Annotated in this window: 16 protein-coding genes; 5 read left to right on the top strand and 11 right to left on the bottom strand. The window is 51.1% G+C overall.

Annotated features, from left to right (window positions below):
• Positions 1 to 539 precede the first annotated feature (539 nt).
• Positions 540 to 1484 carry a transcriptional regulator LrhA gene (gene lrhA / locus J8X26_RS10960; protein ID WP_152324369.1) on the bottom strand — a complete coding sequence of 315 codons (945 nt, stop codon included), beginning with the start codon at positions 1482 to 1484 and terminating at the stop codon, positions 540 to 542.
• Positions 1485 to 2469: 985 nt separating this feature from the next.
• Here lrhA and J8X26_RS10955 point away from each other — a divergent pair.
• Complete coding sequence (locus J8X26_RS10955) at positions 2470 to 3684, top strand: pyridoxal phosphate-dependent aminotransferase (protein ID WP_165058296.1); 1215 nt, start codon at positions 2470 to 2472, stop codon at positions 3682 to 3684.
• Positions 3685 to 3798: 114 nt separating this feature from the next.
• Complete coding sequence (yfbR, locus tag J8X26_RS10950) at positions 3799 to 4398, top strand: 5'-deoxynucleotidase (RefSeq protein WP_152324371.1); 600 nt, start codon at positions 3799 to 3801, stop codon at positions 4396 to 4398.
• 14 nt (positions 4399 to 4412) lie between these two features.
• Here the strand turns inward: yfbR and J8X26_RS10945 are convergent, their stop codons facing one another.
• The 4 genes from J8X26_RS10945 to yfbV all read right to left on the bottom strand — a co-directional run bounded on the left by J8X26_RS10945 (position 4413) and on the right by yfbV (position 8198).
• The gene (locus J8X26_RS10945) at positions 4413 to 6245 is read right to left on the bottom strand and encodes an SLC13 family permease (protein ID WP_152324372.1); all 1833 of its coding nucleotides are present in this window, start codon (positions 6243 to 6245) and stop codon (positions 4413 to 4415) included.
• 143 nt (positions 6246 to 6388) lie between these two features.
• Positions 6389 to 7042 carry a sugar phosphatase gene (locus tag J8X26_RS10940; RefSeq protein ID WP_208950896.1) on the bottom strand — a complete coding sequence of 218 codons (654 nt, stop codon included), beginning with the start codon at positions 7040 to 7042 and terminating at the stop codon, positions 6389 to 6391.
• 27 nt (positions 7043 to 7069) lie between these two features.
• Positions 7070 to 7564, bottom strand: a complete 495-nt coding sequence (locus J8X26_RS10935) for a YfbU family protein (protein ID WP_165058299.1) — start codon at positions 7562 to 7564, stop codon at positions 7070 to 7072.
• A 178-nt stretch (positions 7565 to 7742) separates the two neighbouring features.
• The gene (gene yfbV, locus J8X26_RS10930) at positions 7743 to 8198 is read right to left on the bottom strand and encodes a terminus macrodomain insulation protein YfbV (RefSeq protein WP_104921265.1); all 456 of its coding nucleotides are present in this window, start codon (positions 8196 to 8198) and stop codon (positions 7743 to 7745) included.
• Between the two features lie 519 nt (positions 8199 to 8717).
• Between yfbV and ackA the strand changes: the two genes are divergently transcribed.
• Both ackA and pta read left to right on the top strand, forming a co-directional pair.
• Complete coding sequence (gene ackA / locus J8X26_RS10925) at positions 8718 to 9920, top strand: acetate kinase (RefSeq protein ID WP_152324375.1); 1203 nt, start codon at positions 8718 to 8720, stop codon at positions 9918 to 9920.
• Between the two features lie 189 nt (positions 9921 to 10109).
• Positions 10110 to 12254 (top strand): phosphate acetyltransferase, encoded by a 2145-nt coding sequence (gene pta, locus J8X26_RS10920; protein ID WP_208950930.1) that lies wholly within the window; start codon positions 10110 to 10112, stop codon positions 12252 to 12254.
• 63 nt (positions 12255 to 12317) lie between these two features.
• Here pta and J8X26_RS10915 read toward each other — a convergent pair whose 3' ends face one another.
• The 5 genes from J8X26_RS10915 to J8X26_RS10895 form a co-directional block, all read right to left on the bottom strand.
• Complete coding sequence (locus J8X26_RS10915; RefSeq protein WP_165058303.1) at positions 12318 to 13271, bottom strand: transketolase family protein; 954 nt, start codon at positions 13269 to 13271, stop codon at positions 12318 to 12320.
• Positions 13264 to 14097, bottom strand: coding sequence for a transketolase (locus J8X26_RS10910; RefSeq protein ID WP_208950895.1), 834 nt, complete (start codon positions 14095 to 14097; stop codon positions 13264 to 13266). Before J8X26_RS10910 ends, J8X26_RS10915 begins: the two co-directional genes overlap by 8 nt.
• Before the next feature lie 104 nt (positions 14098 to 14201).
• A complete protein-coding gene (locus J8X26_RS10905) occupies positions 14202 to 15578 on the bottom strand; it encodes a PTS ascorbate transporter subunit IIC (protein ID WP_165058307.1) in 1377 nt (458 codons plus the stop codon).
• A gap of 50 nt (positions 15579 to 15628) precedes the next feature.
• On the bottom strand, positions 15629 to 15910 hold the full coding sequence (locus J8X26_RS10900; protein ID WP_013574575.1) for a PTS sugar transporter subunit IIB: 282 nt from the start codon (positions 15908 to 15910) through the stop codon (positions 15629 to 15631).
• A gap of 139 nt (positions 15911 to 16049) precedes the next feature.
• Positions 16050 to 16493, bottom strand: a complete 444-nt coding sequence (locus tag J8X26_RS10895) for a PTS sugar transporter subunit IIA (RefSeq protein WP_152324380.1) — start codon at positions 16491 to 16493, stop codon at positions 16050 to 16052.
• Between the two features lie 351 nt (positions 16494 to 16844).
• Between J8X26_RS10895 and J8X26_RS10890 the strand changes: the two genes are divergently transcribed.
• Positions 16845 to 17861, top strand: coding sequence for a LacI family DNA-binding transcriptional regulator (locus tag J8X26_RS10890; RefSeq protein ID WP_208950894.1), 1017 nt, complete (start codon positions 16845 to 16847; stop codon positions 17859 to 17861).
• Between the two features lie 38 nt (positions 17862 to 17899).
• Here the strand turns inward: J8X26_RS10890 and yfcD are convergent, their stop codons facing one another.
• Positions 17900 to 18517: an NUDIX hydrolase YfcD gene (gene yfcD, locus J8X26_RS10885; RefSeq protein ID WP_152324382.1), complete on the bottom strand. Its 618-nt coding sequence runs from the start codon at positions 18515 to 18517 to the stop codon at positions 17900 to 17902.
• Positions 18518 to 18831: the final 314 nt, after the last annotated feature.

Raw genomic sequence — 18831 nt, 5'->3', positions numbered from 1 at the left:
GTCAACTTTGACAAAAGTATCTCCACATTAGTTTACATGCTTAGCATTTAATTAACATATCATGCGACGGAACTTAAGCTAAATCGTGTCAGTTAAATACCGTGATAAAGCATGGGCCTGGGATGGGAGTTATTACATCTTTCGGGCTTTCCTATTGTCGCAGGAATAGTCGGCTCTTCCACTCTCTTAATAGGGGTATTTTTTTGATCCATGTCAGAGTTCTGTCAATTTTGAGACAGAAATGGCCACACATTTAACAAGTTTTATTGATTTTCAAAAAATGACAAGCGAATTACGGAGAAATTTGATGCATTCTTTTAACCTAAAAAAGTTCAGGATTTTGCGTCGTTTAGTGAAGTGATAGTCAACGGGAATGACAGTCGTAGCGGGAAAGAAACGGGGTTAATGCAGAAAAAGTCAGGTTTGAGTGGAGTTATTAAATTAAACCGCTAAAAATACAACTTTTGCACCTCTAAAGAGGTAGGAACCTTTACCCCCGCCCCGCGGATCGGAGGCGGAAGGTAAAGCCGGGTTTATTTTTAACTTTGAGAGTCTGCCAGGAACTCATGATCGTCATCCACAACCGGACGCGGACCATAGGCACTGAGAGAATAAGGATCATTCCCTTGCTCAACAGCGTTGAAAATCGCCATCGCCAGTTCATTTTCGCAACGGGCATTTTTGTACAGCACGTACTGAGTGTCCGGCAAGCGTGGCAGACCATCCTGCTCACCCAAAACACGCAGTTCCGGGCTCATCATTTCAATCGGCCGCGCAGTCACGCCCAAACCGGCACGAACCGCAGCACGAATGGCAGACAATGTTGATGCCACATACGCAATGCGCCACGGGATCCCCGCCTGGTTGAGATGCTCTATCGCCATCATGCGATACGGGCTGGGTTCATCCAGCACCACCAGCGGCACACTGTCTCCTGACGGATAGGCAAAATCAGCCGAGCAATACCATAATGTTGGCGAAGTCCGCAGGACGATATGCGGATGATCGGTGTTGGTCATCGTCGTGATGGCCAAATCGACTTCCTCACTTTCCAGCATCGACAACATAAACGGGCTGCGTTTCACGCGAACATCAATAGACAATTTTGGATATACCGAAGTCACGCGGCTGAGCAGGAAAGGTAAGATGGTGTCAGCCGTATCGTCTGACGCACCAATCGTTATCCCGCCCTGGACGTTGCTGTACATCAAAGAGGTGCACGCTTCGTCGTTAAAACGAAGAATTTTCCGTGCGTACCCCAATAACTGAATACCATGTTCAGTTAATAATTTATTGCGTCCATGTCTGGCAAACAGTTCTTTTCCAACGAGTTGTTCTAGACGTTGCATCTGTTGGCTGACCGCCGACTGAGTACGACACACGGCAGCAGCTGCCGCAGCGAACGTATTTAAATCGGCAACAGCGACAAATGTCCTCAACAGGTCAAGGTCGAGATTGAGGATTGGACGATTTGCTATTGTCATAGTTTTTCTTCACTTTATAGAATCTAATAACAAGCTACCCTGATGGTGCGTCAAAGTACCCGCAAAAAGCAGAATACCAGATATGGCAGATACTCACTCATTTGATAAGTGAAATTGAGAAATATTTGTGCACGAAAGTTTTCCACTTTGTGAGCATCGAACCTTTTAAAGCACGCACAGTAATTCCGCACAAAGCAGGAATGATTAGAGCGTCTTAATTAATATAGTCCGTCCCGTGAAACCCTTCCACATACCTACATACCGGCCTGCGGCTGACAAAACCCTGACAATCGTTAATCATCTGGAGAAAAAACATAAGTTAAATTAACGAATAAAAGTAAGATATGGAAATATAACCTATTAAATTCATCGGCTCAAACGAATAACCATTTAATGCCACTGGTCATTAGTTAAATGATCATTAAGATTTTTCTTGTTTTATCAAATTTTGTTTATAGCGATTTTTATTATATATATGCCAGTAAAGCATTCACTTATTCAAAAAAGAATAGGTTTCAGATATTGCCCCGACATGATCATTCATCCAGCATTTACTATTAATCATTAGATAAATAAAACTAATTCTCATCAGACATTTTTCCTTGTTAATCATCCGCACCCGATTTTTTTTCAGAATTTGTCGAGCTTTGGTAAGTTTTCATGATGTTCTGCCCAAAAAGATCACAGCCGCTAAGCCGGAACGAAGATCGTAGTGCAGCAAAAACAGTGGAATTACCGGTTATAGAATCAGCTATTGCAAAATAAAAAATTACACAAACACAAATTATAAGAATTAAAAACCATTCACCGTCATGCAAGCCATGGGAAAGAACCACCTCCGGTCGCATTACTGCTGTTTTTCACCAAAACGGTGCACAGCCCTTCTCACACCCGCTTCGGGGGAGTAAATTGACCCCTTCGCACTGTTCTACGGTCGCCTGGCGCCAGGGAAGAACAGGCTTTACTGCAAAAGGCTCCTATTTACATGTCCCCGATTGAAAAATCCCACAAACTGGACAACGTCTGCTATGACATTCGCGGCCCGGTGCTCAAAGAAGCAAAACGTCTTGAAGAAGAAGGCAACAAAGTCCTCAAACTGAACATCGGCAACCCTGCCCCGTTCGGTTTCGACGCGCCTGATGAAATCCTGATCGACGTAATCCGCAATTTGCCGACGTCACAGGGTTACTGTGATTCAAAAGGCCTGTTTTCTGCACGTAAAGCGATCATGCAGCACTATCAGGCGCGCGATATGCGCGACATCACGGTTGAAGACATTTACATCGGTAACGGTGTTTCTGAGCTGATTGTTCAGTCAATGCAGGCATTGCTGAACACGGGCGATGAAATGCTGGTGCCTGCGCCCGATTATCCGTTGTGGACCGCCGCAGTTTCCCTGTCTGGCGGTAACGCGGTGCATTACCTGTGTGATGAGGGCGCTGACTGGTTCCCGGATATCGCCGATATTCGTGACAAAATCACGCCGCGTACCCGTGGCATTGTGATCATCAACCCGAACAACCCGACCGGCGCGGTGTACAGCAAGGAATTGCTGATGCAGATCGTCGAGATTGCGCGTGAACACAATCTGATCATTTTTGCCGATGAAATCTACGACAAGATCCTGTACGACGACGCTCAGCACATTTCCATTGCGTCGCTGGCGCCGGATCTTCTGACCGTAACCTTCAATGGTCTGTCAAAAACTTACCGCGTTGCCGGTTTCCGTCAGGGCTGGATGGTACTGAACGGCCCGAAAAAGCACGCCAAAGGCTATATTGAAGGTCTGGAAATGCTGGCCTCGATGCGTTTGTGTGCCAACGTTCCGATGCAGCACGCCATTCAGACGGCGCTGGGCGGTTACCAGAGTATCAGCGAATTCATTCAGCCGGGCGGGCGCCTGGTCGAACAGCGTGACCGCGCGTGGGAACTGATTAATCAGATCCCGGGTGTGTCCTGCGTGAAGCCGAAAGGCGCGCTGTATATGTTCCCGCGAATTGATGCCAAGCGTTTCAATATTCAGGATGACCAGAAAATGGTGCTCGATTTGCTGTTACAGCAAAAAGTCCTGCTGGTTCAGGGTTCCGCCTTTAACTGGCCTTATCCGGACCACGTTCGAATCGTGACGCTTCCGCGCGTAGACGAACTGGAAATGGCAGTGAACAAGTTCGGTCGTTTCCTCGAAACTTACCGTCAGTAATGATCAGGGCGCAGGCATCTGCGCCCTTTTTTCTTTCTGCGCATTTCCACATTTGCATAACGGTTTCGCACTGCTCACAATGGACTCTCATTCACCGTTGTTATTGAGAGTGCTATGAGTCAGAGCCATTTTTTCGCCCACCTTTCCCGTCTAAAACTGATCAGCCGCTGGCCGCTGATGCGCAACGTCCGCACCGAGAATGTGTCCGAACACAGTCTCCAGGTCGCCTTTGTGGCTCATGCTTTAGCCGTGATTAAAAACCGCAAATTTAACGGCAATCTGAGCGCCGAACGCGTTGCCCTTCTGGCGATGTATCATGACGCCAGTGAAGTACTGACCGGCGATATGCCCACACCAATTAAGTATTACAATCCGCAAATTGCTCATGAATACAAAAAGATCGAGAAAATTGCTCAGCAAAAACTGATCGAAATGCTGCCGAAAGAACTGCAGGAAGATTTCCGTCCGCTGATTGACGAGCATTACTATACGGAAGATGAAAAACTGACAGTAAAACAGGCGGATGCCTTATGCGCATACCTGAAATGCCTGGAAGAATTGTCTGCGGGGAATAACGAGTTTACGCTGGCAAAAGCGCGTCTGGAGAAGACGCTGGCCGACAGAAAAAGCCCGGAAATGGACTACTTCATGGAAGTCTTTATCCCGAGCTTCAGTCTGTCACTGGATGAAATCAGCCTCGATTCTCCGCTCTGATCGCCTCCCGCGCGTCAGAACGGGAAAAGTACCGGCACCAGAAAAATGCTGACGACCATCACCAGCAGCGTAAAAGGCACGCCGATACGGATGAAATCGCCGAACTTGTAGTTACCGGGCACCATCACCAGCGTATTCACCGGTGATGAAACCGGCGTCATAAACGCCGCTGAGGCCGCAATCGCGATAATCATGGTAAACGGGTAAGGCGAAACACCCATCTGATGCGCCGCCGCAATGGCGATCGGCGCCATCAGTACAGCCGTTGCAGTATTGGAAATAAATAACCCGATACCGGCGCAGAGCACAAACAAACTCAGCAGCATCATATACGGACCGTATCCCCCGCTCACTTCCATCAGGCCTTTCACAATCAGCGCCACGCCGCCGGTTTTTTGCAGCGCCAGCGCGAAAGGCATCATCCCGACGATCAGCAGCAGACTCGGCCAGTGAATGGCTTTATATGCGCCTTCCATCGTGATGCAGCGGAACTTGCCCATCAGCATGCAGGCAATAATGGCCGCGATGGCATTCGGCACGTCGTCGGTAAGCATTAACGCGACCATCAGCGCCAGGCAAAACAGCGCATGGGGTGCCTGGCTGAGCGCAGGCGCGACTTCATCCACTTCTGCGGGCAGATTCAGCACAATGAAATCATGCATTTGCTGTTGTAGCTGGCGGATGAGTTTCCAGTCGCCAATCACCAGCAACATATCGCCCAGCTGTAAAACCTCATCAACCAGTTTGCCGTCGAGCGCTTCGCCCTGCCGGCGAATGCCGACCACGTTCAGACCGTAAGTTGAGCGGAAAGCCACGTCGCGCAGCGTTTTACCCAGTAACTCGGAGTCGGGGATCAGAGACACTTCCGCCATTCCGACATCCCGTGACTGCTCGGAAAAATACTCACCGCGTAAAACCATTGGCTCAAGCATTTCATCGGTACAAAACTGGCGGACAGAAACGTCAGGATCAGCCATATCCAGCAGCAGCACATCGCGGGCACACAGCTCGGTGCTCCCGGTTGCACTGACCATCACGCGACGAAATTTGCGCCAGCGTTCAATCCCCACCACGTTTGCGCCATAGCGGGAACGCAGATGCACGTCGTCCAGCGTACGGCCGACCAGCGGAGATCCGGGACGTACCGTCATCCGCCGCGCACGACCGGTCAGATGGTAATCGCGGATAAGATCACGAAAAGTACGACGCTTCCAGCGCTGTTTATCCTGTAAGGCGTCATCGGAAGACAGCCAGCGGCGGGCAAGCAGCATATATCCTACGCCCATTACCAGCACGACCAGCCCCACCGGTGTCACGCCGAAGAAACCAAAACCATCAAATCCTTCACGCAGTAACTCGCTGTTAACCACCATATTGGGCGGGGTCGCGACCAGTGTCATCATGCCGCTGATAAGCCCCGCAAAACTCAGCGGCATCATCAGGCGGGCGGGAGACGTTTTCATGCGGGCAGAGACACTGATAACAACGGGAATGAAAATCGCGACTACGCCGGTCGAACTCATGAACGCGCCCAGCCCGGCGACGGTCAGCATCAGTAAAACCAGCATACGGGTTTCGCTGTTACCCGCGACTTTCATCAGCCAGTCGCCCACCTGATAAGCCACGCCGGTCCTGACCAGCCCGTGCCCGACAACAAAAAGCGCCGCAATCAGAATCACGTTCGGGTCGCTGAATCCGGCCAGCGCTTCATTGATGGTCAGCGTTCCGCTCAGCACGAAAGCAATGATGACGAGTAACGCAACGATATCCATCCGCAGCGTATTGCGCGCGAACAGCACCATGGCGATCACAAGCAGTATCACTACCCAGATTAATTCACCGGTCAAAACAAACTCCTTTTGCGTTGAGATGGCAGAAATAAGCTCAATGAGGTTATTTGAAGAATAACGGGGTTCAGGATGGCATAAAAAAACCCCGTGGCTGCGGGGTTTATATCAATTAAAAGGCGTTAATTGTACTTTTTATGCGCTTATCGCAGACTGACGGTCACGCCGTTATCGGAAGGATTAAGCAGTAAATCTTTCAGCGAGGAAAGGTCGAAATCTACGTCTTCGATTCCCGGAGTGTCAGACGGCGCGTTAACCGCAATCACTTTACAACCGGCAGCAAGACCGGCCATTACGCCCGCCGCAGCATCTTCCACCACGACACAATCTTCCGGCGCCAGGCCCAGACGTTCTGCACCCAGCAGATACGCATCTGGCTTAGGCTTGCCATGTTTAACCTGTTCTGCCGTGATGAACACTTCCGGCTCAGGCAAATTCGCGGCTTTATGACGCGCACTGGCCACCGGCATAGAACCCGAGGTCACAATCGCCCACGGAATATTCATACGGCTGAGTTCACTCAGAATAAGATGAGCGCCCGGCAGCGCCGTAACCCCTTCAGTATCAGTGGCTTCGATCTTTTCCAGTTTATCGAACTCTTCCTGAATCTTTTCTTCGCTTGCGCCTGCCATGAAATGACGTAAAGAAGTGATTGCCTGTTTGCCATGAATAAAGGCCAGAACATCCTGCGGGTTGGCCCCCCAGCTGAGTGCCCAGTTAATCCATGAGCGTTCTACGGCGGGCAGTGAATCCACTAACGTTCCATCAAGGTCGAACAAAAAACCTTTGCACTCCACAGGCAATTCCTCTTTAGTTATCTCAATTTAGGCATTAATGATTTGCGCTATCTCGACGGCGCTCAAATGGTACTGACGAGGACAAGATTGCCAGACGGCCAGCATGCGCTGGTATTTATCCCACATTTTGGTCTGTGCGTTAAAGCCGTGCGTCCCCGCATCAAAATCAGTGTAACGTCCTTCGGTGTTCACCATAAAGCGGACATAGCTTAAATAGCGGGATTCTGTTGCAGCATCAAAACCGAGGAAATCAATACGGCGGCGATCCAAATCCTGGGTGTCTTTCAGATTGGTCCATGAAACCTGCATCGCATGATGCATCTCCATAATGTTAATTACGGTGCGGCAGGTTTCTTCCGGCAATTCGCCAAAGTCCCTGTCCAGCTCGCGCATTTGCAAACCAAAACCACGTTCGATCACCGTTTGTAACCGGCGATAACGCTCCGCGTTATCAGGGTCCAGCATGGTCATCATTTTATATTGATTCGACAAAATCAGGCGTTGAGCGTTCGTCATTTCCATCGTGAAAATCCTCATGTCTGCATAATGAGCAAAGCATGGCATAGCGCAAAGTTCTGCGAAATCGCAAGCACACCATTCTTTGATTTGGGTCTGGATCTCATCTGAAATAATCACCGGAGGAGACGTTCCTCCGGTCAAAATGCGGCGTAAAACGATGTTAATGACGGGACGGGCAGAATTACAGATCGTCTAAAAAGGTTTTATCAAGCTGCTTGAAAGCCCGCTTCAGGACATCGGCCAGCGACTGATATGTCGGCGTGCCTTCAATCGGGGCTAATGCCTGCCCGGCTTCGACGAGTTTATTGCGCACATCGTGGAACCAGCTCATCAGCGTCGGCGGCAGCGGCGTCAGGGAACGACGGCCAAGCCACCACAACCCTTGCATCGGCAGGCTACAGGCAAAAATAGCGGTCGCCACGGCCGGGCCCAGTTGTCCGCCCATGGCAATTTGCCAGCTCAGCGTGAAAACGGCCACGGCGGGCATAACGCGTACGGCAAATCGGGTGGCACTGGAAATCCGGTTCTCAGGGAATACCGGAGCCAGACGCTTATCTGACGGCCATGTCTTCATGTAGTGCTGCCCGCGCTGGAAAACCTGGAACCAGCCTACGGAGCCTGTTGGCTTACTCGTCATAGATGCACCTCAACTTCACGTATAAAATTTAAAAAATATTTGTAAAACACAAACTGGAGTTTACCACGATAAAATATATTTTGTTTTTGCTGGCACCTGTCGGTATTCTATCGCAGCCTTGCATACCTCTCAGCCGACAAGGTTAATATAAAGTTGGGGCGGAAACGCGAAATTGCAATGTTTTCTCCCTACATTAAGCATAGTGCCTTGCGTCGGGTGGTTTTGTAATTAGTTATTGTATTTTTTGTTAGTGTTTTTACTTATTAGCAACATTCTGAAGAGGCATAACAGGAACGTTTTCGTCTGCAGGACGGACGTTTCACCGTTATCCGGGAGATTAAAAAATCTGCTCCCAACGATTCTTCAGCTTTTTCATCGTCATGCCTGTTATGGCTCTCTGGCATGATGTTAATCATAATTGTCGCCGCCATTATGCGCTACGCTTGATGTCAGACTGACGATTTATTAACCACGTGTATTGTTTTTTTTAAACAGCACCAACAATAAATAGGTACTTCCATGTCGAGTAAGCTTGTACTGGTTCTTAACTGTGGTAGTTCTTCCCTTAAGTTTGCCATCATTGATGCTGCAAACGGTGAAGAACACATTTCAGGTTTAGCCGAATGTTTCCATCTGCCAGAAGCACGCATTAAATGGAAAATGGACGGTGGCAAAGAAGAAGCCGCTTTAGGTGCGGGTGCCGCACACAGCGAAGCGCTGAAATTCATCGTTAACAATATTCTGAGCAAAAAACCTGAACTGTCTGCTGAGCTGGTAGCAATCGGCCACCGCATCGTTCATGGCGGCGAGAAGCTGACTAAATCCATGCTGATCAACGACGCTGTAATCGAGGGTATCAAAGAATCTATCCCGTTTGCACCGCTGCATAACCCGGCCCACCTGATCGGTATTGATGAAGCACTGAAATCTTTCCCTAAACTGGCTGACAAAAACGTTGCTGTCTTCGACACCGCGTTCCATCAGACCATGCCTGAAGAATCTTACCTCTACGCGCTGCCGTACAGCCTGTATAAAGATCACCACATCCGTCGTTACGGCGCACACGGCACCAGCCACTTTTATGTGACTCAGGAAGCCGCGAAAATGCTGAACAAACCAGTGGAAGAAGTGAACCTGATCACTTGCCACCTGGGTAACGGCGGTTCTGTCAGCGCAATCCGTAACGGTAAATGCGTTGATACTTCTATGGGTCTGACCCCGCTGGAAGGTCTGGTCATGGGTACCCGCAGCGGTGACATCGACCCGGCAATCATCTTCCACCTGCATGATTCTCTTGGCATGAGCGTTGATCAAATCAACAAAATGCTGACCAAAGAATCCGGCCTGCTGGGCCTGACTGAAGTCACCAGCGACTGCCGTTATGTTGAAGACAACTACGCCACCAAAGCTGATGCTAAACGTGCAATGGACGTGTTCTGCCACCGTCTGGCGAAATACATCGGTGCATATACTTCACTGATGGAAGGCCGTCTGGACGCTGTCGTGTTCACTGGTGGTATCGGCGAAAACGCGGCAATGGTCCGCGAACTGTCTCTGGACAAACTGGCTCTGCTGGGCTTTGAAGTTGACCACGAGCGTAACCTTGCTGCACGTTTTGGCAAATCCGGTGCTATCAACAAAGAGGGCACCCGTACCGCGCTGGTTATTCCAACCAATGAAGAGCTGGTCATTGCACAAGACGCCGCGCGCCTGACCGCATAAAACGACCCTAAACTGCCAGCGAAAGCTGGCAGTCATTTTTCTATTATCATTAAAGGCAAACGCCGCCCGTTTGGACGCACCGCGCAGGATAATCGTCGCGCTTATGCTGATCATTATCCCCTCTGCACAAACCTGCGAATGTTCTTGCCTGGCAACCGTTAAAGAGGTTTAGCCGTGTCCCGTACAATTATGTTGATCCCCACAGGCACCAGCGTAGGTCTGACCAGCGTCAGCCTGGGTGTGATCCGTGCCATGGAACAAAAAGGCGTCAGCCTGAGCATCTTCAAGCCTATCGCGCAACCGCGCACCGGCGGTGATGCTCCGGACCAGACCACCACCATCATTCGTGCTAACTCCACCGTGACCGCAGCGGAACCGCTGAAAATGAGCCACGTTGAAACCTTGCTGAGTTCAAACCAGCAAGACGTGCTGATGGAAGAAATCATCGCGCGTTACCACGAAAACACCAAAGACGCTGAAGTCGTTCTGGTTGAAGGCCTGGTTCCTACGCGTAAGCACCAGTTCGCGAACGCCCTGAACTATGAAATCGCCAAAACCCTGAACGCAGAAATCGTCTTCGTTCTGGCGCTGGGTAACGATTCTCCGGCACAGCTGAAAGAGCGCATCGAACTGGCGCGCAGCAGCTTCGGCGGCAGCAAAAACAAAAACATCACCGGCGTTATCATCAACAAACTGAACGCACCGGTTGACGATCAGGGTCGTACACGTCCTGACCTGTCTGAAATCTTCGATGATTCCACCAAAGCCAGCGTTGCCAACATTGATCCGACTCAGCTGTTTGCCAACAGCCCGCTGCCGGTTCTGGGTTGCATTCCTTGGAGCTTCGAGCTGATTGCCACCCGCGCAATCGACATGGCGAAACACCTGAATGCCCGCATCATCAACGAAGGTGATGTCAAAACCCGCCGCGTGAAGTCCGTGACGTTCTGCGCACGCAGCATTCCTCATATGCTGGAACATTTCCGTCCGGGTTCCCTGCTGGTGACGTCCGCAGACCGTCCTGACGTGCTGGTTTCCGCGTGTCTGGCCGCAATGAACGGCGTTGAGATCGGCGCAATCCTGCTGACCGGCGGTTATGAAATTGATGACCGTATCAACCAGTTGTGCGAACGTGCCTTCCAGACTGGCCTGCCGGTCTTCATGGTAGATACCAACACCTGGCAGACTTCCCTGAGCCTCCAAAGCTTCAATCTGGAAGTGCCTGCGGACGACCATCAGCGCGTTGAGAAACTGCAACAATACGTGGCTTCTCACATCAACGCTGACTGGATTAACTCCCTGAGCGCGCACTCCGAGCGTTCACGTCGTCTGTCTCCTCCGGCCTTCCGTTATCAGCTGACCGAACTGGCCCGCAAAGCCGGCAAACGTATCGTTCTGCCAGAAGGCGACGAGCCGCGTACCGTGAAAGCCGCAGCGCTGTGTGCTGAACGTGGTATCGCGGAATGCGTTTTGTTGGGTAACCCTGACGAAATCAAACGCGTTGCAGCCGCTCAGGGCGTAACGCTGGGTAAAGGCATCGAAATCGTTGATCCGGTTGCTGTGCGTGAAGAATACGTTGCCCGTCTGGTTGAGCTGCGTAAAAGCAAAGGGATGACCGAAGTGGTTGCCCGCGAACAGCTGGAAGACAACGTGGTTCTGGGCACACTGATGCTCGAACAGGGTAACGTTGACGGCCTGGTTTCCGGAGCTGTTCACACTACCGCAAACACCATCCGTCCTCCGTTGCAGCTGATCAAAACCGCACCGGGCAGCTCACTGGTTTCTTCCGTGTTCTTCATGCTGTTGCCTGACCAGGTTCTGGTTTACGGTGACTGCGCGATCAACCCGGACCCAACGGCTGAACAGCTGTCAGAAATCGCAATCCAGTCTGCGGATTCCGCGGCTGCATTCGGTATCGAACCGCGCGTTGCGATGATCTCCTACTCTACCGGCAACTCCGGTGCAGGCAGCGACGTTGAGAAAGTGCGTGAAGCGACCCGTCTGGCGCAGGAAAAACGTCCTGACCTGATCATCGATGGTCCGCTGCAATACGACGCCGCGATTATGGCTGACGTAGCGAAATCCAAAGCACCAAACTCACCGGTTGCAGGTAAAGCTACCGTGTTCATCTTCCCTGACCTGAACACCGGTAACACCACGTATAAAGCGGTACAGCGTTCTGCGGATCTGGTCTCTATCGGGCCGATGTTGCAGGGCATGCGCAAACCGGTTAACGACCTGTCCCGTGGCGCACTGGTTGACGATATCGTCTACACCGTAGCCCTGACTGCGATTCAGTCTGCTCAGGCAGAAGCGGCGGTTCCGGCTAAATAAGCTGACCCCTCTGAACGCAAAACGCCGGTCTTGATGACCGGCGTTTTTTTGGCGCAAAGGAAATTACAGCAACGCTTTTGCGGCTTCCAGAATATGCTCTGCCGTCAGGCCATACTCCTGCTGTAAAAATTCCTGTGTTCCCACCTGACCGTAACGCTCTTTCACACCGACACGGCGCATCGGTACAGGGTGATTCTCTACCAGCACTTCAGCTACCGCCGATCCCAGACCGTTATGAATACTGTGGTTCTCACAGGTCACGATTTTGCCCGTTTTCGCGGCGTACTTAATGATGATGTCTTTATCGATAGGTTTGAGTGTAAACATGTCGATCACGGCGGCGCTGACGCCTTCACGCTCCAGCATTTCTGCCGCCTTCAGCGCTTCCGCCACCATAATACCGTTGGCAATCAGCGTCACATCGCTGCCGTCGCGCAGCAGATTCGCCTTGCCGATGGTGAACGTCGAACCTTCCTTATAAACCTGCGTGGCCTGTTTGCGGATAGTCCGCACCCAGTAAAACCCTTTCAGATCCATCAGCTGCAACAGGATATTGCGGAACATCACCGCGTCGGTCACTTCCATCACCACCGAGCTTGCCAGCCCGCGCACAATGCCCATATCTTCAAAAGACATGTGAGTCCCGCCATTGTGGCAGGCGCTGACGCCCGCATCCGAGGCAATGATTTTGACGTTATTCTTCTGGTAATCCAGCGACATAAAAAGCTGGTCGAAACAGCGGCGGCTGGCAAAAGCGGTAAACGTATGCACAAACGGCACGCGTCCGGTCAGCGATAAACCGGCCGCCACGCCAATCACGTTGGCTTCCATGATGCCGCAGTTAATCACGTGATCCGGGTGGTCTTTATGCACGCCGTCCATTGCCATTGAGCTCATCAGATCCGCTTCCAGCGCGATAATCGGCGTGTTCTCGACAATCTTCTCGCGAACGGTATTGGCATAGACTTTACGCATCTCAACCGCATCTTTCTGCAATTCCAGCGTGACTTCAAACATGGGCGGCCTCCAGCTCAGCAATAGCGTTTTCAATTTCCAGTTTTACATCCGGCGTTAAGCGCAGGTGATGGGAGTTCGCCAGTTGTTCGAGATACTTCACGCCCTGCCCTTTTATGCTGTCGAGGATCACCACCAGCGGACGCTGCTCTGCATGACGAACCGGCGTAACGGCTTCACTGATAGCCACCACGTCATCGCCTTTAATGGTCTGAACATCAAACCCGAACGCACTGAATTTTCCTGCCAGATCAAACGGCTTAATCACTTCGTCCAGCGTGCCGTCGAGTTGCTGTTTGTTGTAATCGATGAACAGCGTCAGGTTGTGCAGATTGTGGTGAGCGATGAACTGGAAGGCTTCCCAGCACTGGCCTTCGTTGAGTTCGCCATCGCCAAGGATGCAGAAAACGCGGTTGGAACGGCCTGCCAGTTTATGGGAAAGCGCCATGCCCGCCGCGATGGAAACGCCCTGCCCAAGTGATCCGGTTGTGGCATCCACACCCGTGGTGCGCAGACGATCCGGATGGCTCGGCAAACGGGTGCCGTTTTGGTTCAGCGTTTGCAACTCACTGACCGGGAAATAACCTTTCAGCGCCAGTGTGGCGTAAAGCGCCGGGCCCGCGTGGCCTTTGGAAAGCACGAAATAATCGCGCTCCGGCCAGTCCGGTTTATTCGGGTCGATACGCATCACATCACCGTACAAAACAGCCAGCGTTTCCACCACTGACATACTGCCGCCGTAGTGCCCGAACCCCAGACCGGTCAGCATTTTCAGCGTCTCGATGCGGATATGGCGGGCCAGTTCACGAACCTCCTGGACATCTTTCATCTTGATGGGTCCTTATTTTAGTGAGCACTAATCCTGGCCTGTTATTGCTAACAGGCAGGACAGTGTTTCCCGGATGGATTTAAGAAACGTATTGATGCTGGGAATTACTTCTCAGTGACTTCTTTATCAGCCACTGGTTTTTTGCCGAGATAGTTCCAGGCAACCAGTACCGCGAAGATGCCGACAATCAGCGCCATGATGCCTTCCTTCGACATGAAACGGGCCAGATTACCCAGCAGGATGCCGATGACGCCGAAGTCCGCATCTGAGAATGTCGCGTTGGCAAAGCCCAGCGCGCCAAGCACCGGCAACAGCAGAACCGGCAGGAAGGTAATCAGCACGCCGTTGGCAAAAGCACCGACCATCGCGCCGCGGCGACCACCGGTTGCGTTACCAAACACGCCCGCCGTTGCTCCGGTGAAGAAGTGCGGTACAACACCCGGCAGGATCAGCACCAGATGCATCTGGCCTAGCAGGAACAGTCCGACCAGCCCCCCAAGGAAACTGAACAGGAAACCAATCAGCACAGCATTTGGCGCGTACGGATACACAACCGGACAATCCAGCGCCGGGCGGGCATTCGGCACCAGTTTTTCGGAGAAGCCGACGAACGCCGGAACGATTTCAGCCAGAATCAGACGCACACCTTGCAAGATGATGAACACACCGGCCGCAAAGGTAATCGCCATGATGATGGAGTACACCAGATAGTTCTGGCCAGCGCTGTAGGTTTGCTCGACGAAAATCTGCCCGGCAAACACCGCCATAATCAGGTAAATGATGATCATGGTCAGCGAGATGGAGATTGAGCTGTCACGCAGGAAACTGAGGTTTTTAGGCAAGTTCATTTCTTCGGTTGAGCGTGAGCCCTTGCCGACTTTGCTGCCGATCCAGCCCGATAAAACATAACCGATGGTGCCGAAATGGCCGAATGCCACATCGTCGCTGCCGGTGATTTTACGCATATAACGTTGCGCGAGTGCCGGGAAGAACGCCATGATCAGGCCCAGCGTCAGGGAACCGGTGAAAACCAGTGCAACCCCTTCAAAACCGGCAACGGTCAGGATAACGCTGATCATACAGGCCATATAAAACGTGTGATGTCCGGTCAGAAACACATATTTTAGACGGGTAAAGCGCGCCACAACCAGGTTTGCCACCATACCGAACGCCATAATTAATGCCGTCGGTGCACCAAACTTCTCAAGTGCGATGGAAACAATGGCTTCGTTGTTTGGAATAATACCCTGGATATTAAAAGCATGTTCAAACATGCCGCCGAGTGGATTTAATGCGCCCACTAATACGGTGGCACCGCCAGCCAATACTAAAAAGCCCAGTATTGTTTTAACGGTTCCCTTGACGACATCTGAAAAGTTTTTCTTTTGCGCAACCAGGCCAATTAATGCAATAAGCCCGACCAGTACAGAAGGCACTTTTAATATATCAACCACAAACTTGAGCGTTTCCTGGATAAACATATCCACCTCGTTTGTCTATTCGTTTTATTTGTAGGGTTATTCAGTGCCGGTCAGGACACTGGGTGTTTTTCAAAATGCGCAATCAGTTTGGTTTCAAGTTCATTAATATCAATTATATTCGTAATGACTACCAGCTGGTTTTCCGGAATACTGGCACTGGCGGCAATGTCCTTCGCCATGACAAAGAGATCCGCTTCACCCGGGATAGCTGATGACAAATCGGAGTGCTGAACATCGGCCTGAATGTTTAATTTCTTCAGGACTTTCTTGATATTCATTTCTACCATAAAGCTGCTGCCTAAACCGGAACCGCAAATCGCCATAATCTTCATAAATTCACCTGATTTTTATCTGTTTTGAAAGGCGTAGGGTACACGTATCCGCTACGCAGGATAATGCATATGAAAAACACTATTTTTCTGAGAGTGAAATCGTCGGCCTGTTAATAATTAAAACAACTCTTAACCTAAATTAATAACGGGCGATGACTTCCTGTATTTCATGTAAGGCTTTGGCATGGAATATTTTCTGCATATCTTCTTCACTGGAGAACAATTCCGCCAGTTCGGAAATAAGCTCAATATGGCTGTGCTTATCGGGTGCAGATAACATCACGACCGTATACACCGGGTCGTTATCTGCCGAATTAAACTTCACCCCGTGCGGCAATGTCAGTAAAGACAATCCTAATCCGTTAGCGCCCTCTTCCGGCCTGGCATGTGGCATCGCAATGCCGGGTGCCAGAACAAAATACGGTCCCAGTTTTTCACGCTGAGCAAAAATTGCCGTCAGATAGTCGGGCGTAATCGTCCCTTCTTTCAGCAACGGTTCAGCGCTCACTTCCACAGCCTGACGCCAGTCAGTGATATCTGTTCTGATCTGAATCCTCTCAGAAGTCAGCCAATCATTCAGCATAGTTATGGCTCCGGTTTATTTTTTTAAGATGGCGGGTCGAATTTCCCCCAGACACCACCAACGATCCAGACTCTACTTCAGCGGTAGCGTTAACATCTGTGATACAACTCACAAAGATAGCGCTACCAAACTTCTATCATTGAGATCTGTGATAGCGCTATCAAAAATAGTCCCATTGCGGAACCATCAGCCCGCTGGCCGCACAAATAACGGTATACTTTGTCTGGAAATTGCCGATAATTTACCGAATTCTGCCGTGGTTGCTGTTCGATACCGGTCCTGCTGCGGCCTGTTTTTTTCGCTATGCCTGCGGGTATAATTTGTGCGCAAGATGCGCAGCCAGGATCGTGAATGTCCATTAACAAAAAAAGACGCAGTACCGGAAGAGTGACGCTGGCCGATGTCGCGCAGCTTGCGGGCGTGGGAAGCATGACCGTTTCCCGCGCACTGCGAACGCCGGAACAGGTCTCCGATAAGCTGCGGGAAAAGATTGAAGAAGCGGTCAGTCAGCTGGGATATCTGCCCAATCAGGCCGCGAGTTCGCTGGCCTCAGCGTCCTCCAATACTATTGCGATGATTGTGCCGAGCCTTTCTGAATCCGGTTGCGCCGAGATGTTCGCCGGTCTGCAAAAAGTGCTGCAACCCGCCGGATATCAGATCATGCTCGCCGAGTCCCAGCACCGGATCGAGCGTGAAGAAAAGCTGCTGGAAACCCTGCTCTCTTATAATCTGGCTGCCGCTATTTTGTTGTCGGTCGAACACTCCGCTAGCGTGCGTCAGTGGCTGGATAATCTGACCATTCCGGTTCTTGAAATTGGTGCGCTGACTGACTCCCCGATAGACATGAATATTGGGATTGATTACGTTGAAGCCATGTTTCAGCTCACGCAAACCGTGGTGGCAAAGGGTTATCAGAACATCGGTATGCTGTGTGCCAATCAGGAACAGTGGATTTTCCAGCAACACCTGCAAGGCTGGCGCAAGGCGATGCTCAAGGCGCACATGTCACCGCATCGCGTGATTAACGCCGCTGAACCGGCCTGCTTCTCAACTGGTGCACAGCAGTTACCGGAATTCCTGCTCGCCTGGCCGGAAATTGACGCACTGGTGTGTGTTTCTGACGATCTGGCCTGCGGCGCACTGTACGAATGTCAGCGACGTCGCATCAAAGTGCCGGACGATCTGGCCGTTGTCGGGTTTGGTAACGCAGATGTGAGCAAAGTCTGCCAGCCGCCGCTGACGACGATAGCGATCCCGCATAAAGAAATTGGAATACGCGCCGCGCAGGCACTGCTGGCGAGGATTAACGACGAAGAATGGGAAGAAGTGACGATCGCCTCGTCATTGTGTAAGCGGGACAGTTGCTAGAAAAGCGGCGGACAACTTTACATCGTCCGCCGGCGGCCTTACTCCGCGTCACCTTCAGAGCGCGCGCTGTCTTCATCCTGCACGCTTTCCGGGGCTAACACAGACGGTTCGCGCGTCAGCGGTTTACCGTGTTCTTTTTCGTTGTTGCGCGTCATCCACAGGGACAATGCCTTCAGGGAATCCGGGGTGAATTCGTCACAACGTGCCGTAATTTCTTCCGGCGTCATCCAGCGGACGGCATCAATCTCTTCTTCCTGCAAAGCGAAAGGCCCGTGTGAAACGCAGCTAAATAGTGCGCCCCAGACGCGGCATTTATTCTCTTCCTCGAAGTAGAACTGCCCGTGTTCAGCAAACGGAACACCGGCAATGCCCAGCTCTTCTTCCGCTTCACGGCGGGCAGAATCAAGGATATTTTCACCGCTTTGTACCACTCCTCCGGCCGTGGCATCGAGCCAGCCCGGGTAGAAGTCTTTAATTTCAGTTCGGCGCTGAACCAAAATATTGCCCATGCCGTCATGAACCACAATATAGCTGGCACGGTGACGCAGGACCTGAGCGCGCATTTGTTGTCGGCTGGCCTGGGCAATGACCTCGTTTTCTTCGTTGACGATATCTACCCATTCATCCGTACTGATGTTTTGCTCTTGTTCTGACATCCGATGAACCTTCTCTTTTAAGCGCTGGTCTGTGCGCAATAAGTCTGTGCGCAGTGATTTTGCAACACGTCGATAATGTTCGGAGATTCTATCTGGGTCTGCGGGGTTGCTTCAATAGCCATGGATGCATTGGTGCATGGTAAAAGCTAAGTTATGGCGCAAAGTTCGCCATCAGACAACTCTGACATAGACTCCTATTTACCCACGTTATGTTACCCTATTAAATCTGATAATAAGCTTGTGATTAGCAGTAACACATAGGCGCATTTCGCCCCGCAAATCGCCAAGAGTGATTAAAACAACGCAGGAGGCAA

The organism is Rahnella sp. ChDrAdgB13 (assembly GCF_017655185.1).
Taxonomy (GTDB): Bacteria; Pseudomonadota; Gammaproteobacteria; order Enterobacterales; family Enterobacteriaceae; genus Rahnella; species Rahnella contaminans.
Note: the sequence above shows the minus strand (reverse complement) of the source record. Positions and strands in the feature narration are given on the sequence as shown.